This is a genomic window from Moorena sp. SIO3E8, from assembly GCF_010692445.1.
GTDB classification, from domain to species: domain Bacteria; phylum Cyanobacteriota; class Cyanobacteriia; order Cyanobacteriales; family Coleofasciculaceae; genus Moorena; species Moorena bouillonii.
In genome coordinates this window covers 1-17253 of sequence record NZ_JAAHHM010000129.1, presented here as the reverse complement: position 1 = coordinate 17253, position 17253 = coordinate 1, and the positions used below count along the sequence as shown (strand labels likewise).

Genomic DNA, 17253 nt, shown 5'->3' with positions numbered 1-17253 from the left:
ATTTTGCGACCGCAGTCTTGGGAAATCCCTGTTAGTTTAATAATGGCTCTCACCACTCCTCTCCCAATCCTTGCCTAAATCCTAGTCTCTATCACTGTTTCGACTACTTTTGCCTAATGGATAGCTTGTTAAGGGGGGTTAGGGGGGATCCCAATCCCGAAGTGCTATCGATAGATCCCCCTCCCGTCCCCCTTAATAAGGGGGAAGCTTGAGAATGGTTTGATTTCCCTCCAGAAGTGCCCTCAACTCCAGTTCCCCCCTTGTTAAGGGGGGTTAGGGGGGATCCCAATCCCGAAGTGCTATCGATAGATCCCCCTCCAGAAGTTCCCCCCTTGTTAAGGGGGGTTAGGGGGGATCCCAATTCCGGAGTGTTATCGATAGATCCCCCTCCCGTCCCCCTTAATAAGGGGGAAGCTTGAGAATGCTCCACCATTAACTTACACAACTTCTGGGTCAGAAACGGTTGTCCCCCCGTCCAGTTCAATATCTCAGCTAACACCTGTTGAGGATTATCCACTTTCCCTACCAAACCAGGGAGCAGTGGTGTTTTCGCTTCTTCAAAGGTAAAGCCAGTCAGTTCAATATCCCGACCAATATTAAAGGGAGTGCGCTGTTTATCCTGAATCAAATCCGCTGGAGTTGCTACTCCCAGCAAACAAAAATTCAGCCGATTGTAGGCAGGATTTTCCGATCTTTGGTTATAACAACTGCGAATAAAGGCAAAGAAATCATCTTTAAACTCTACCTTAATAATACTGTCAATTTCATCCAGAAAAATCACAATATTGTCTGGAATCTCTGACAACAGCACCTCTTCAATAAACTCACCCAACCACATGACTGGGGAGAGTTGCTTACGCTCTCGTAACCAAGGTAAGACCTTGAATTTATCTGAGAGCTTAAAACTATTTACCATAGTCTTAATTAAGCTAGCATACCATTGCTCTGACGTTACGTAATTGCCAATTTGGGTAACATCAACAGAAGCACAAGCTACTCCCGCCTCTATTAGTCTTTGCATGGTTTTTACCCGCAAACTAGACTTACCCATCTGTCGCGAGTTGAGCACATAACAAAATTCCCCAGCCATCAAAGCATCAAAAATTTCTTTATCAGCTTTTCTGACTGCATAAGTAGCAGCATCGTTAGGTAAACTTCCCCCAACTTGATAGATTGTTGGTTGGTTTTTCATGGTAGGAAAGGGAATCGGGAATCGGGAATCGGGAATCGGGAATCGGGAATCGGGAATCGGGAACAGGGAACAGTAGTGAATATATTCGAGTAGTATTTGGTTTTATGCTAAAGGGATACAGTATTGGATTTGATGATATAGTTATAGAGTTTTACAGGATTTATTTACTCTTCCTAATTCACTGCTCCCTGCTCCCTGCTCCCTGCTCCCTAACTATAAAAGTCTGTTACTAAAATACTCACGATACAAATTATATCTCGGAATACAATCATTACCGATTGCTTTCACTAATCCCAGACTTTCTAACAGATATGTTTCCTTATAATCCAGGCGCACTGCTTGAGTAGTTGTCAGTAATTTTTTGAAAGCGTTTAGTAAATTGGGATGGAGCATCAGATTATTTAAAAGCTCTCGCAAATGATGGCGATAAATTCCTGATTCTGTCGGGGCGGTTTCTAAAAGATGCTCGATGGTGATGTTGGGATTTTTGCTAAGAGTAGAGAAAGCTAACTGTAATAAATAAGGATGTCCTCCTACCATAGTGATTAATTTTTGCAATGAATTAACTGATAAATTTAGACCATGAAATTTCGCCAAATCCTGAACCTGTTTCAAGGAAAAATCAGTTAAATCTACAGGATATCCTACATTAAAAGGCGACTTATTGATAGCCAAATCAATATAAACTTCCGTAGCATAAACCACTATCAACCGCAGTCTTTTCCAACTATCATAAAACTGGCCATTTTCATGCCAACTCCGCAGCAAAGTAAGAAACCCTTCAGCAACGTGTTGATGAGGAAAAACTCGTTCTAGGTTATCGAGACATAAAACCAAAGGAGTCTCTGAAGAAACCAACAAATACTCTTCAAAGTAGGTACTACACTTTACTTCACTGGTAAAAAAACTATCTTCCCAATAATTTTGCAACTGATTGGGCAATTTCAGTTTTTGACCAACCCGCACACAAAAAGACTGTAAAAATATATCCAAGTCATGGCAAGGAAACTCATTCAGATTTAAATAAACTGTGCGATAATCCCTAGACTTAGCATAATCAAGAATCCGATGACTGAGTAAGGTTTTACCCATCAGCTTCGGTGCTTTAATCCGAATTAGCGCTCCTGGTTGTGAAATCTTCTGATAACACTCAGTATCTTGGGGACGTTCTATATAAAAGTCTCCAACTTGAGCGGTTGTATGTAGTTGATTATTGGTGCTATTTGTGCTATTATTAGTTGGTAATTCAATACCCAGTAAGTTTAAAAATTCTGGTATAGACTGAGGGCGATCCCTAGCCACTAAATTCATACCATGAAGAATGGCTCGATTTATGCGATCGCTAATCTGAGGATTCAAATCCTTTGGTGGTGGTAATACAGTTCCCTCAACCCGCTCATCAGCTGGTAGTGGTTCATTTCCAGTTAAGAGCACATACAAGGTAGCGGCCAAAGCATAAACATCGGTGTAGGGACCCTGTTGCGCTCGGAACTCATATTGTTCCAGAGGAGCATAGCCTGGAGTCACAGCACAAAGATGAGTTTGGGTAACCCCAGGGACAAACTTAGTAGCAATACCCAAATCAATCAACACCGCACCAGTACCATCGTTCCGGACCATGATGTTATTAGGTTTAACATCCCGATGGAGCAACCCTTGCTGATGAATGTCCCAGAGGGCGCTACCAATTTGCTGGATGTAAAGCAAGGCTTGCTCTTCCGAAAGCACACCCTGCTGTTTCACCAGAGCCGACAAGGTTTCCCCCTCGATGTATTCCATGATTAGGCAAGGCAATTCACCTTCTCGGATGATTTCTTCACATAAGCTGACTAGATGAGGATTCCCACAGCTACATTGGGCTAACTTTACCGCTTCGTTGGCAAAAATTTTCCAATATTCTAATAAATTATCTTGGCGTAGTACATGATTAAGGATAGTTTTAATAACAATGCGATCGCCTGTTTTATTATTTCGGGCTAAATAGGTAATACCCAGCCCACCTTGTCCTAGTTTTTTTTCGATAGTGTACTTACCGTTTTGTAGCCGATCACCAGGCAGCCAGGTAAGATGAATTACGCCGTTGCTGTGGTTAGGTTGTTGAGGAGTTGAGGGAGGTTTGTAGGGAGCATAAGGCTCTGCCACAGTAACAGTTATTGTTTGTGTGGTGCTGCTATGACCATTTTTAGGGGAATTAAACCAGCGTTTAACTCTGTTATTTAACTGCTGCTTTAATTTCCCACAGACTGACCGATGGTTATTAGTTTTCATGGGAGATGCCCAACCTATCTAGGATATTAATTTCGGTAGGGTTTATCGTAAGCTATCAGCTATCAGCTTAAGCGCTACGCGCACGCTACGCGAACAGCTATCAGCTATCAGCCTATGCCCATAAGCTTACCTGAATATTTACGTTTTATTTTTATACACAAATAATTCTAGCGTTTTTAATAATTATTAGAGCCATCCAATTTGCTTCACCTTACTTCATACTCCTACTCCGTAGCTAAGCATATGCGCTAGGCTATCAGCTATCAGCTATCAGCTTATGGGCATAGGGTAAGCAAAGATAACAGCTTTTGAATAAGCGATGCAGCGCGGTCTTGGGGGTTTCCCCCACTCGCTATTGCATCAAGACAACAGGTAAGCATTAGTTTAATCTGAGTTATGGAAAGCTGACGGCTGACCACTGACCGCTGACCGCTGCAAGACAAGGAAAAAGTATTATGAGTATCTCGCCAAAACGACTTGAAGAAATCAAAAATATTCCTGACTCTGAAATTGATACTTCAGATATACCTGAGTTAGATGATCATTTCTGGGAAAATGCCAAAATGGTTAAACCGATTACTAAAAAAGCGATTTCTATTCGCTTAGATAGTGACATCATAGACTGGTTCAAAAGTCAAGGAAAAGGCTATCAATCATCGATTAATAACGTTCTTCGTAGTTATGTTAATCATCAACTAAAGAAAAGTAATCATTGATGGTAAAACTATTCCGTTCATCTCGGCTAGAATTAGCTGAGATGATATCCCGTATGGGTTATACAAGTTATAAACTGCAATTGAACCAATACCTAATGCGATCGCACTGACTGATCTAAATCCCCACTTCTCGCTAACGAACGTTGTGAATTGCTAAGAGAGGTTAAGATTTTGATAACTAATTTTAAGGAGTGAACGGTGTTCAGCAGTAGTGATAGTTCCAATTGGCAGTGGTATTTGTCCAAGCAGCTAACCCCCTTGATCAGAGATTTGACTATACTCAAATCTAATCCTATCGATCCCAAGACTATTGTCGTTAGTACCTTGATCGGGCTTTTGCTCAATTCCCTACCATGGTTACCAGCTGCTAGAGCTGAAACGGTGCAGCTAGGAGTAGTTAAAAGTCGGGATAATCAAGGGCATTGGTCTGGAATTACCGAACGCTTACATTCAATTGGAGTTAACTACTGTATTGTTGACTTGACTGAAGTTAAGAAAGCCTCTGACTTCGATAACACTAACTTGCTATTTTTGCCCAATGTCGAGTTCCTCCACCCAAAACAATTCCAAGCGTTACAGGAGTGGATTGCACAAGGAGGAAAAGTTATTGTCAGCGGTCCGACTGGATTACTTTCCAAACCTGACATCCGCAAACAATTGCGTGAGCTTTTGGGTGCCTATTGGGGGTTTGCGATGACTCAACCCTCTATCCTCCATCCTTCCCCAGACAGTAACCAAACATGGGTGCAGAATACTGGAATTACAGGTATCATCCAGGGTGGTACTCTTATTCCTGCTGATCTTAATTCCACTACTGTTGCGGTCTGGAGTCAGGTTGACAAGCCCCCTGCTGTAGTAACCTCTAATAATGCTACGTTTTTTGGTTGGCGCTGGGGTATCGATCGGGTAGCTCCGGCAGAAGTCGATAGTGCTTGGTTACGAGCGGCTCTTGGTCGCTATGATGTCCAAGTCACTGATGTCCAACTTACTGATGTCCAACTCATCACTAATTCATCTACATCGTCTGAATCCTCTGATCACTCACCACAACATTGTCGGGATATCGACACTACTATTGCCCAGAAACAGGTGGAAACAGAAGATGCAGAGTCTGGCAATAACACAGATGCTTCAGCCAAGCCTACTAATTCCCGATTAGCACCGTCACCCAAGCCAGCAAAAGCCCCACCACCACGATATAGAAGACGAATTCGAACCCTAAAGCAAGCTACTGCGATGGAGCGGGAGTTGGAAAATCTGATTGGTCGGTTTGAAAGTGCTTTGCTAAGAGCCGATGCAGCTAACAGTAATCTGAATTTATCTACAGGCACTGCTATTGAACAATTTGTCACTGCTGGTACTAAGCAAGTGTCGGAAACTTCCGAGGAAACCTCTGAGGGTAAAACGGATGAAACTGATTCAGCTACTGACTCAGCTATTGAGGCATTGCATCAGGCCAGAGTGGGTTTGGAAAATTTCCGTCGAGCAGTGGCTCGCAGAGAGTATCAAAAGGCAAGTCAGCTGTGGATGACAGCACGAAATACCCTATGGGAAAACTACCCAACTGATCGTAAACTAGCCCAGTCAGAGATTCGAGCCATTTGGCTAGACCGGGGTACTATTGTTAAAGCGAAGTCTGAAAAAGATTTAGCTAAGATTTTTGACAAATTGGCTACAGCTGGTTTTCACACCATCTTTTTTGAAACGGTTAACGCTAGTTATACGATTTACCCGAGTGCGATCGCACCAGAGCAAAATCCCCTGGTTGAGGGATGGGATCCCCTAAAAGCAGCAGTCAAGTTAGCCCATGAACGAGGGATGGAATTGCACGCTTGGGTTTGGATATTTGCTGCAGCTAACCAGCGGCACAATGCAGTTTTGGATCAACCAGCAGACTATCTCGGACCAGTGCTATCCAAGAATCCAGACTGGGCAATCTTGGATAACGAAAAACGTGTGTTTCACAAGAGAACTAGAAAGGCATTTCTTGATCCGGCTAATCCGGAAGTACGGGATTATCTAACCAAGCTATTGGAAGAAATAGCCAGCAACTATGAAGTAGATGGGATTCAGCTGGACTATATTCGCTATCCGTTTCAAGACCCCAAAGCTGGTCATACCTTTGGTTATGGTAAGGCAGCCCGTGAACAGTTCCAGGCATTGACCGGTGTTGACCCGATTGAGATTGAGCCAAAGGATCAGAACTTATGGCGACAGTGGACAGATTTTCGTATCAAACAAATCGACACTTTAGTCAAGTCAGTGTCACAAATGCTGCGCCAGAAACGTTCCGAGTTGATTATCTCTGCTGCTGTATTTCCCATGCCTCGGGAAGACCGATTGCAAAAAATCCAACAAAACTGGGAAGATTGGGCGTCTCGGGGTGAGATTGACTTGATGGTACCAATGACTTATGCGTTGGAAACGGAAGAGTTACAAAAATTAGCCCAACCATGGCTAACTAAATCCTCCATCAGCTCAGCCTTAGTTTTGCCAGGAATTCGCCTATTGAATTTGCCCGATATTGTAGCTGTTGACCAAATCCAACTGCTGCGAGATTTACCAGCTCCTGGCTATGCCCTATTTGCAGTAGAAAATCTCAATGATAATCTCAGGGGTATCTTGACTCGCACTCAAGGACAAGAAGAGCCTACCACTGAAGTACAAGTACCTTATCGTCAACCGTTCCTAGCTGCAGCAGAACGTTATCAGGCTCTGCAACAGGAATGGAGTTTTATGTTGGCAAATAATCAAATAGTAGTTGGAGAACCAGACCTTTCAGACTGGGGACAACAAGCCGATACCCTTTCCCTGTTGCTGAATCGACTAGCCGAGAAGCCATCCATGATGAGCTTGTTATCAGCACAATTGTCCATGTCATCCTTCCGTAGTCGCTTTCAAACGTGGATGTTTGGACAATCCGTTGAGCAACCCTATCAAGTCCAGGTATGGGACAACCGTCTGGAAGCGATCCAACGATTATTGCGCTATGGTGAGCGGACCCTCCAAAATCGACCATTAGCTGGCAGGGAAACTGCCACCAATGAAGTGGACATCACTGAAGGTCTCGATCCATAGACGAGCACCGCAAGATAGTGGCTTATCTGGGTTATAGACAATGCGGCAAGGGCCAAGGATTTCTACTTGGTTGCCGTATATATTGTTGCCGCTTCGTTTTACGGAAATCACTGGCTTCCGTTCTTCGGGGCTTTTGTGGATATTCGAGCCAATATTATTGCGATTGACATTGATTTTAGCTATAGCCGGAGGACGATTAGTGCGCCATTTGCCTTTTGGTCCTCTAGTGCCCTTGGTGATTTGCGGGAGATTGTTAAACAAGGGAATAATCCAGAATTTCCCGCTTTTATAGGCACCCCGAACCCGACCCTTCTCTAGAAGTTGGCGCAATCGCCGAGAAGAAATACCTAAGAGAGATGCTGCTTCGGTAGTACAAACACACTTGTTCATTTTTCTCTTTTGTTTTAACTCTTCCTATATCACTATTATATAGGATAAATTAATCATTGACAAGGTCTAGTTAAAAAAATCTCTTCCGAAGTAACTATTGAGTTAAATACCCTCAGTTTGATGTCAGAAATTGGCGGTTTTTTTGAGGAGAGAGGAGACCTGACTCGAAGGTTTTAATTCTTGGATAAAGTTGGTGATGTCGAAGTGAGGTGGCAATAGCGATCGCGTTAAATTTATGCTTTTTGGTGGTGCTAGAATGACTAGAGTAAAGCAGAAAAAATATTAAAAATTTGGCAGTGAGACATCCTGTCAGTAGTAAAGTAAGCTAGTTGTATCGTCAGGGGATAGCCTGGGTCTGCTTCAAGCCCATACTCAACACCACCCTCCTTTTTTAAGGGGGTTAGGGTACAGTGTTATAAATGTTACCAACTAAAAGATATATTTAAATGAGTAAAGCTTTTGCTGCTTGGTTTAGCTGGGTTATGCCTGTGGCAGCAACGTTGTTGGCAACGAGCGTAACTGCACCGGTAGTCAGAGCACAAAACCTGTACAATCCGCAGCCGATTTCTCATAGCAAAGAAATTGTTGACACCCTGACTCAGAAAGATATTCCGATCGGGGATGGTGGCTTTGCCCGAGACTATGTAGTAACTCTTGATGCGGGAGACCAAGTTGCCATTGACCTGATCTCAGACAACTTTGACACGATGATCTCTGTGATCGCTTCTGACGGTTCTATGGTAGCGGAAAATGATGATGGACCCGATGGCAGTACTAACTCCTTGTTATTTGCTCGCATCACTGAGACAGATGAGTACATTATCAGGGTGCGTGCCTTTGGCTCAACCGGCGGTGGCAAGTTCAGATTAAAGATAACCAGACTTAAACCAATTTAGGGGGTTAGTGGTCGAGTCGGTAAGTACTCGATAAACTAACAGGTCGTCTTTGACAAAGAATTAGTAAAAGTAATTAGTTAAGGATCAGGGTCAGTAAGCACAGAAACAGGGCTTCTGTCCATTCCACCACTGCTCCGTAAGTGTCTCCAGTATGTCCCCCTAGCTGGCGGTGAAACCAGCCGCCAGTCAGTAGAGCGATCGCACATCCTCCAATGGCCATGGTTAAAGATAACCAAGTATTTGTCGGATCTAGCAACACTGGCACTAGAGATAAACTTAAGACAACGAATAATCCCAAGAGAATATCTTGGGGAATACGTATCCATGGTTTGTGAAATGCCCCTTTACCGGTGGGTTTGAGATAGGGATAAAATGCGATCGCTACTACTTGTCCCCAGCGTCCCCAAGCAGCTGCTCCCATCAAAGCTGCCCACTGATAAGCCCCGATATCAGTTAGGGCAGCAGTTTTTAGCAAAAATAGAGTACAAGCTGCCATTGCCCCAAACGCTCCTGTAGCACTATCTGCCATCACATCTAAACGGCGCTGGGGATCTGGAACTGCTAAACCATCAGCTGCGTCTATCACCCCATCTAAGTGTAATCCTCCAGTCAGGGCAACCCAGCTGACCACAACTACAGCAGAGCGAGTGAGTGCTGGCATCCCTAACTGTTGCAATAAGATGTCTAATATTACAAGTATCCCCCCAATCAGCAATCCGATCATCGGTGCCCAACGGGCAATGCCCCGAAACTCCATTCCCCAGCTAGCTGGTAGGGGGATAATAGTATAAAAAGTTACAGCACTACTCAAAGAACGGAAAAGTTGACGTCCCCATTGCCTAAATTGTTGTCCAGTGAAATATTTCATGGGTAACAGCAGTTACTGAAATTTATGGAATTTTCCTTTGAGCACCATCGAAAGATTGAGATAGTATTGTGTCATAAGCTGTTGTTATAAGCAGCAAGTTACCCGACCCTATGGCTTAGGTCTCAACAGCAACGGGCTACTAATATTTCCTGCATCTATTGGAATTATCTGTTGCTGCTTACTAGGCACGCTTACATGCTTATACCCTTGTATTAACCATTAAGCATGCTTAGATTAGGTATAAAGTCCGATAACCATTAACCCAAAACCTAACACTATTAACCTTTATTGTTGGTTTTAACCCGTTGCCGTAGCTGTGTTCTCATCAATTGGTTTCACCTTTAGGGTTGCCTCGCCAATCAATTAAATTAACCAGTTGCATGTCAATATCAGCCCTGAAAAGCATTATAGGCTTTTATCCATGAGTCACCACCAATCTCGACACCAACTTCCAGCTCCTTGCATCATTGAAACTGGCATTATCATCAACAAGCGAGATATGAAACGCTTGCTTGGTGATTTAGGTTGCGTCCGTTACATCCACACTCTCGATGGTCAACTAAAAAACCAGGGGGAAGGGTTAGTTCAGGAAGTATTTGCTGATCCCCATTGCTCTACCCTGATTGCCAATCGGACACTTTACATCAATGTTCATAGTTTTGACTATTTACAACTGAGTCAGTCTCCAGAGCAAGAAGCATACTTTGACCTAATTCACGAAAATCGTCAGTTGCGGCTGATTCCCCTGTTGAATCCCTTGCAACAAGAGTGTGTTGAGCAACTTCAGGCGGAAGCCCTTGAAGCTATGCTCACACAGGTTCTAAGCGCGAAATGGGATGTGCAAATTGATGATGATGGAGATTGTCCTTTTTAGGTTAGAAGGTTAGAAGGTTAGAAGGTTAGAAGGTTAGAAGGTTAGAAGGTTACAGGTTACAGGTTACCGAAAAAATTGGGTAATCGCGCCCCGTCCTGATAGGACGGCTTTCTTTTTCAGCTAAAACTTGACAGTTTTCACAGAGCGTGTTAAGTTGAAAACCATTACAATAAACTAAAAATCTAGATAAATACTATCTAAAAATAAGTAGGCAACGTAAAAAATATGTAAGAGATACATATTGCGTAATTTGGTCTAACGACTTAAACGTCTATGAAACATTTAGATAAAAAAGTATCTAGTTAAATAGATTTTGAAAAGGTACGGTGGGGCACACCGAAACCTAGGTCGAAGACCAAATACGCTTGTGGAGAGGCGACCTCTATTTTTCCTGGCTCCGGCCTGGTTAAACAAGTCACCGCATTGAAGCAAGAATCCCCGTCCTTCCAGGGCGGGGAGTGTCAACTGGGTTAACTGAATTAGACGCTATGGTCTAGTTAACGATACTTCAAGACCTAGATCAACTTGAATCAACAGAAAAATAATTTTTCATTTCAATGTCAGGCTTCCTGTAGCCACACTAAAGCAAGAGCTGGGGTGTTTGTGACCCCCCATGGTGTGGTGGAAACTCCCAGGTTTATGCCAGTAGGCACCCTAGCAACGGTAAAAACTCTAACACCAGCCCAGTTAGAGCTAGCTGGGGCCCAAATGGTTTTGGCTAATACCTATCATCTCCATCTGCAACCGGGAGAAGCCATCATTAAACAAGCCGGTGGGCTGCATCGATTTATGGGTTGGAACGGACCAATCTTGACTGATTCTGGTGGCTTTCAGGTCTTTAGCTTAAGTCAGCTCCGTACTATTACTGAAGAGGGGGTGACGTTTCGATCTCCTCGGGATGGGCGGATGATTGATTTAACCCCAGAACGGTGTATGGAAATTCAGCATGCCTTGGGAGCAGATGTGATCATGGCATTTGATGAGTGTCCCCCCTATCCAGCTGAGCGAATTGAGGTGGAATTAGCAACTCAACGAACCTATCGCTGGCTCAAACGCTGTATGGTTGCCCACAATCGCCCCGATCAACAAGCTTTGTTTGGTATAGTTCAGGGTGGGGTGTACCTAGATTTGCGTCAAAAGGCTGCGGAATCCTTGGTCGAGTTGGATTTACCAGGTTATGCCATTGGTGGTGTCAGTGTGGGGGAACCGCCTGAATTGATTCACCAAATTGTCCAGACAACCGCTCCATTACTGCCATGGCATAAGCCTCGTTATCTGATGGGGGTCGGTACCTACAGGGAAATGGTTTTAGCGATCGCATCTGGCATAGACTTGTTTGACTGCGTTATTCCCACTCGCCTGGGACGTCATGGTACTGCCTTAGTGCAGGGGGAACGCTGGAACTTGAAAAATGCCCGGTTTCGGGAAGATTTTTCCCCCTTAGATGCCAGTTGTCCTTGCTATTGCTGTCAGAATTTCAGTCGTGCTTATCTGAACCATTTAGTGCGATCGCGTGAATCTCTAGGCTATATGTTAATCTCTCAGCACAATGTGACTGAGTTGATTCGGTTCACCCAAGCTATCAGGGCAGCCATCTTAAGTGATCAATTCACTACACAATTTGCTCAATGGCTGTTCACTTCATGTTAAGATACATGTCAATTATTAAATCTGTGTTGGAAAGGAAGATTTAAGATATGGAAGCTGCACTCCTGTTAGGAACATTACCCGAAGCTTACTCTATTTTTGGTCCAGTGGTGGACGTTCTACCAGTCATCCCTGTGTTCTTCTTGCTGCTAGCCTTTGTCTGGCAAGCCGCCGTGGGTTTCCGGTAAACTTCTCCACCCCTAGAAAACCTGTTTGGCTCTAGGGGTTAGTTTGATCGATAAATATCAACAAATTTAGACATATCTCCCAAAAAGCTCGAGATTGTGTCAGAAGAGAGTAGTACAAACCCGACGGATGAATCCGGGGGTGAGTAACCTCAATACCTGACCAACGTTTGTCTCTGATGAAGACTACGTAATCAATAAGCCCTACGATTCATCCCACCTATGAACCACTTAGGTCATGGTGGGATGATCAGTTGGCAGGGTTGATGATGGTGTAGATTAATAGTGCGCCTGTAGGAAATATCAACCAGGGATTGAACCGAATAGTGTGGATAAAGCAATCAAAAACAGGAACGTTCGCGGTAGGGTATCCTGTGAGTAGTAAAGCTTGCTGATATCTGGGATACATACTATCCACCGATTGTTAAGCTAAAATACAGAAAGCTGTTTGTATAGGCTAAGTGCAGGTTTTTGCTATCAAAACTATCAATGTGGAATTACCCAATACTGTGAGTCAGGTGGGCATCAATAATAATTGGCATAAGGGCGGTTGACCACGGCGAAATTGAAGACAAATTTCAGATAATCCGATTGATAGCTTGACAGAATAAGGACGACTTGCTTCCAAGCCCACGAAAAAGCAAAATGGTAGTTTAAGCAACAAGGCTTCCATTGCTTTTCCTAAATCGATTAAATCGATCGGGAAAATATTCAGAGCAACGTTTCCAACTTAAGTCAGGGCATTGAATCAAGGAATGAGTCACTACTCTACAGGGTGATCGAACCGTTGATCGTATTATTTATAGAATCATCAAGGGTGATAGTTTCTAATGATAACTATAATATATGACTGCTCAGCTGGTAAAAGTGGCGACAGAAGAGTCACCAAACAACTCAAAACTTATTAGCCCCCAGGCGGAAAATCCCTCCCCCCCGCCCGGAAAATCTGCGAAAACTTGGTCGCGGCTGAAACGCTTGGGGAAATATGTTGGGATAAACCCAGCATTGATAGCGAGTTTGGCCGTAACTGGTTTAATGCTAGGGTATAAGCACCTAGGAATGTTGCAGTTTTTTGAGTTAAAGGCTTTCGACCGGATGATAGAGCTGCGACCAGCTTTACCACCAGATGAGCGCCTCTTAGTAGTAGAGGTAACTGAGCCAGATTTAAAAGGCACAACAGCTCCAGGAGGGTCTTCAATCAAAGATGCTGTAATGTATCAGCTATTACAGAAGCTGGAGCAACATCAACCAGCCGTTATTGGTGTGGATATCTTTCGAGACAGTCCGGTAGAACCGGGTAATGCTGAATTTTCTGAACTACTGCAAAGTAGCGATCGCATAATTCCAATTTGCTATCGGGGTCAATCAGAAGCATCCAGTGTTGCAGCCCCCCCAAACATTTCTCAGCATCGTGTAGGCTTTGTTAATCTACTTGAAGATCCGGATGGAATCGTCCGGCGGGCTCCATTATATTTTGAGAATACCAGCATCCCAGGTTGCACCACCAGATTAGCATTTGGCTTTCAGTTAGCGCGAAGCTATTTGGAACAGCGGGGAATCAAGCCCGAAAACATCTCCCCAAAACAGATGAAGCTAGGAAAAACAGTCTATAACAAGATATCTCCTACTGCTGGAGGTTACCAAAAGGGAGATACGGGAGGCTACCAAATTTTATTGAATTACCGCTCTGCTGATCACCTTGCTGATACCGTTACCTTAAGTAAGGTGCTGAATGAGGAGATTGAACCGGACTTGGTCAAAGACCGGATTGTCCTAATCGGTATGAATGCTCCTAGTATCAAAGATGATGACTTCTTAACACCCTACAGTTTTGCTCAAAAAGAAAGCAAGCATATGCAAGGAGTCATGATACATGGTCAAATTGTGAGTCAACTGGTCAGTGGCGCACTTGGAGAGGGAAGAGAACAGTTTTGGTTTTGGTCTGAGTGGACAGAAGGCTTGTGGATTTGGGGTTGGACACTAATCGGGGGCGTGTTAGTTGGGGTAAGCCGCAACACTCGACAGTTAGTACTGTCTGAGAGTATTGCTTTAGGTATTTTGGTAGGAACATCCTACCTGCTATTTCTCAACTCAGGATGGATACCTGTCGTGGCACCTGCGTTGGCATTAATCCTTTCGGGTACTGGTGTAATGACTTACACCGGTTACAAAGCTAAACAGGAGAGCATAAAAGCAGAGCAAGAGCGCCGCAAAATTGAAGCAAAAGCTCAAGAACAGGAACAGAACTTAGCCTTGTTACAGGCGTTGTTGAAAGAAAAAAACGAAACCATCTCCAGCACTAACACCAAAACTATACCGATACCACAAACCGATTTATCTCAAGAAGATGCCACAGCAATTTGGAACCCAACAGCAGGTGCAGACCCTGATGGCACATCGGTAGAGTACCGACCCCAACATAACCTCCTAGCTGGACGCTACCAAACCAAGCGTGTTCTGGGTTCGGGTGGGTTTGGTCTAGTGCATCTAGCAGAAGATACTCAGCGACCTGGTTCACCCCAGTGTGTGGTCAAGCAATTGAAACCGGCTCGTAGCGATCCGCAATTCTTGAAAATTGCCAGACGCCTATTCAGCACTGAAGCAGACATATTAGAAATTTTGGGTAATCATTTAAAGATTCCTCGACTACTAGCTTATTTTGAAGAAGATCAAGTATTTTACTTAGTGGAAGAATATATTCCCGGTCAGTCCCTTAGTGACGAATTACCAGTAGATAAACGGCTTGGAGTGAAGGAAGTCGCAGATATACTGAAAGATATTTTAGAAATTATCGTCTTTATCCACAAATACGGCGTCATCCACCGGGATATCAAACCTGGCAATATTATCCGTCGTCAAACTGATGGTCAACTGGTACTAATTGACTTCGGAGCAGTTAAACAGATTAAAAGCCCAGAGCAAAGTGAGGAAAAAAATGATACGGTTGCCATTGGCTCTCGTGGTTATGCCCCACCAGAGCAATTAGCGGGACACCCCAGTTTCAATAGTGATATTTATGCTTTAGGTATGATTGGGATTCAAGGATTAACTGGAATTCGTCCCTATCATTTGCCCATTTCCCCAGAAACTGGTGAAGTGATCTGGCGCAACCTGGCAGATGTACCTGAAGAATTTGCCCAAATTATAGAAAAGATGGTAAGCTATCATTTCGCTGATAGATACCAGTCAGCTGAGGTAATCCTGCAAGATTTGTCCAAAGTGATTGGTGGTTAAAGGTATGGAGGAAAAAGGGAATAGGGAAGACTATGGAAAAAATACCTTTCACTATGACTACACGTATTACTGATAATATCCAGCAGATTCGTCAACAGTTAAAACCTAATGTCCGTTTAATTGCAGTTAGCAAAACCGTATCTGTAGACAAAATGCGGGAAGCCTATAATGCGGGAATTCGGGATTTTGGAGAAAATCGCTTGCAAGAGGCTTGTGCTAAGCAAGAACAGTTACAAGATTTAGAAGAGATTTCCTGGCATTTTATCGGTCACTTACAAAAGAATAAAGCCAAACTTGCTGTTCAAACAATGGACTGGATTCATTCCGTTGATGATTTAAAGTTAGCCCAGAGTTTAAATCGGCGTGCCAATGAGTTAAATAAACGACCTAAGGTTTGTTTACAAATCAAGATTTTGCCCGATCCTAATAAATATGGTTGGTCTGTTGAGCAGTTATTAGAAACGTTACCAGAATTGGAAGCTTGCGATTCCTTAGATATTCAAGGGTTAATGACGATTCTTCCCTTGGGGTTATCGGAAGCTGAAATTTTTGATGCATTTGTAGAAGTTGCTAAATTCAAGGAACAGCTTAATCAAACAACTCATTTAAATTTAAAAGAAGTGTCAATGGGAATGTCGGGAGATTATTTGCAGGCTATTAAAGCAGGAGCAACGATGATTCGCCTAGGGAGCAAAATTTTCGGAAAACGTCAATAGTTATTGAGCATTTTTAACGGTATTTTGCGGTGCGACCCAGGTCGGGAAACCTAACCTAGGGAACGCGCACCAAGAAATCGGTCAAATTGGCCAAATACTGCCAATTTGGCTACCGTTACCATACCTAAGACCAGACAATAAAGGAGGTCGGAGTTGGATAGGAATAGGTGCTCGAAGAAATGTTTAACTTTAACTTCGTGGGGTTGGAAACAAATACTACAAATACTAGTGTAATTCTCATAGGTGGCAGTGGCAACGATACTCTCAACGGTGGCTCACAGGATGATACCCTCAAAGGTAGAGCTGGGGATGATATTCTCAATGGTCGAGGAGGTAATGACCGTCTTGAAGGGGAGGAGGATTCGGATACTCTCGATGGTGGAGAGGGTAATGATACCCTGATTGGTGGCTCAGGGAATGATGTCCTTACTGGTGGACCGGGTCCTAGCTTTGGATTGAGTTTGTTTGAGGTTAAACAGACATCTGATCATGATTTCCTCGACGGTGGAACAGGAAATGACACTCTCAACGGAGCAGATGGGAATGATGTCTTAAAAGGCGGAGCTGGTGATGATTCCCTTTTAGGTGATGTTCGTAGGCGTTTGACTGGAATTCCCATAAACTATAATCCAGGTAGTGACATCCTTGATGGTGGAGAGGGAAATGATGTCCTCGAAGGTGGAGGTAGCAGTGATACTCTCATTGGTGGCACTGGCAATGATACCCTAATTGGTGATGGTGATGATCAAAATGTCTTTGGTGGCGGGAATGATTATCTAATTGGTGGGAATGGTGATGATTCTCTAGTAGGTGGCAACGGTAGCGATACCCTGACTGGTGGTCATGGAGCTGATATCTTTCAGTTCACATTTAGAAATCGTCCATTACCCATCTTTCCCCCTTCAATCCCTTCATCACAACCGCTACAACCTTCAACGGGAATCAACATAACTGATAGTTCCCTATTGTCGAGGAACTCTGACTCGGAAGTTCCACGACCGGAAAGCGGAATTGACAGGATTACCGATTTCAATGTCCAACAGGGAGACAGGATTGAAATTGTTAGCTACCCCGGCGAGAAGCCCCGCACCATAATCTTTGATTTGGTGTCGGGATGATAGCCGGGACAGGGTTTATGTAAATTAACAGTTATCATTCACCTGGTTTGTGTTAAGATATTTTGATGGCA

The 17253-nt window shown here is 43.7% G+C and carries 13 protein-coding genes; 9 read left to right on the top strand and 4 right to left on the bottom strand.

The features are described from left to right. Window positions 1–103: 103 nt before the first annotated feature. Both F6K46_RS31685 and F6K46_RS31680 read right to left on the bottom strand, forming a co-directional pair. The gene (locus F6K46_RS31685; RefSeq protein ID WP_366510822.1) at window positions 104–1192 is read right to left on the bottom strand and encodes an AAA-like domain-containing protein; all 1089 of its coding nucleotides are present in this window, start codon (window positions 1190–1192) and stop codon (window positions 104–106) included. A 213-nt stretch (window positions 1193–1405) separates the two neighbouring features. Next, on the bottom strand, window positions 1406–3460 hold the full coding sequence (locus F6K46_RS31680) for an AAA-like domain-containing protein (RefSeq protein WP_293065368.1): 2055 nt from the start codon (window positions 3458–3460) through the stop codon (window positions 1406–1408). A gap of 455 nt (window positions 3461–3915) precedes the next feature. On the opposite strand from F6K46_RS31680, the gene F6K46_RS31675 reads away from it, so the two are divergent. Continuing rightward, window positions 3916–4176: a BrnA antitoxin family protein gene (locus tag F6K46_RS31675; protein ID WP_293024366.1), complete on the top strand. Its 261-nt coding sequence runs from the start codon at window positions 3916–3918 to the stop codon at window positions 4174–4176. Window positions 4177–4374: 198 nt separating this feature from the next. Then, complete coding sequence (locus tag F6K46_RS31670) at window positions 4375–7254, top strand: family 10 glycosylhydrolase (RefSeq protein WP_293065366.1); 2880 nt, start codon at window positions 4375–4377, stop codon at window positions 7252–7254. Here F6K46_RS31670 and F6K46_RS31665 read toward each other — a convergent pair. Next, window positions 7195–7644: a helix-turn-helix domain-containing protein gene (locus F6K46_RS31665; RefSeq protein ID WP_293065363.1), complete on the bottom strand. Its 450-nt coding sequence runs from the start codon at window positions 7642–7644 to the stop codon at window positions 7195–7197. The genes F6K46_RS31670 and F6K46_RS31665 overlap by 60 nt on opposite strands. A gap of 446 nt (window positions 7645–8090) precedes the next feature. On the opposite strand from F6K46_RS31665, the gene F6K46_RS31660 reads away from it, so the two are divergent. Further along, window positions 8091–8540, top strand: a complete 450-nt coding sequence (locus F6K46_RS31660) for a PPC domain-containing protein (protein WP_293024360.1) — start codon at window positions 8091–8093, stop codon at window positions 8538–8540. Between the two features lie 73 nt (window positions 8541–8613). Here the strand turns inward: F6K46_RS31660 and cobS are convergent, their stop codons facing one another. Next, window positions 8614–9408, bottom strand: a complete 795-nt coding sequence (cobS, locus tag F6K46_RS31655) for an adenosylcobinamide-GDP ribazoletransferase (RefSeq protein ID WP_293065360.1) — start codon at window positions 9406–9408, stop codon at window positions 8614–8616. 421 nt (window positions 9409–9829) lie between these two features. Here cobS and F6K46_RS31650 point away from each other — a divergent pair, with 421 nt between their 5' ends. The 6 genes from F6K46_RS31650 (at window position 9830) to F6K46_RS31625 (ending at window position 17182) form a co-directional block, all read left to right on the top strand. Continuing rightward, complete coding sequence (locus F6K46_RS31650; RefSeq protein WP_293065357.1) at window positions 9830–10282, top strand: hypothetical protein; 453 nt, start codon at window positions 9830–9832, stop codon at window positions 10280–10282. 525 nt (window positions 10283–10807) lie between these two features. Next, window positions 10808–11932, top strand: a complete 1125-nt coding sequence (tgt, locus tag F6K46_RS31645) for a tRNA guanosine(34) transglycosylase Tgt (RefSeq protein WP_293065354.1) — start codon at window positions 10808–10810, stop codon at window positions 11930–11932. Between the two features lie 47 nt (window positions 11933–11979). Then, window positions 11980–12117 (top strand): photosystem II reaction center protein K, encoded by a 138-nt coding sequence (locus F6K46_RS31640; protein WP_008177837.1) that lies wholly within the window; start codon window positions 11980–11982, stop codon window positions 12115–12117. A gap of 843 nt (window positions 12118–12960) precedes the next feature. Continuing rightward, window positions 12961–15348 (top strand): CHASE2 domain-containing serine/threonine-protein kinase, encoded by a 2388-nt coding sequence (locus tag F6K46_RS31635; RefSeq protein WP_293065351.1) that lies wholly within the window; start codon window positions 12961–12963, stop codon window positions 15346–15348. Window positions 15349–15401: 53 nt separating this feature from the next. Then, on the top strand, window positions 15402–16064 hold the full coding sequence (locus F6K46_RS31630; RefSeq protein WP_293065348.1) for a YggS family pyridoxal phosphate-dependent enzyme: 663 nt from the start codon (window positions 15402–15404) through the stop codon (window positions 16062–16064). 167 nt (window positions 16065–16231) lie between these two features. Next, entirely contained in the window at window positions 16232–17182 is a 951-nt protein-coding gene (locus F6K46_RS31625; RefSeq protein ID WP_293065345.1) for a calcium-binding protein, read from the top strand. Window positions 17183–17253: the final 71 nt, after the last annotated feature.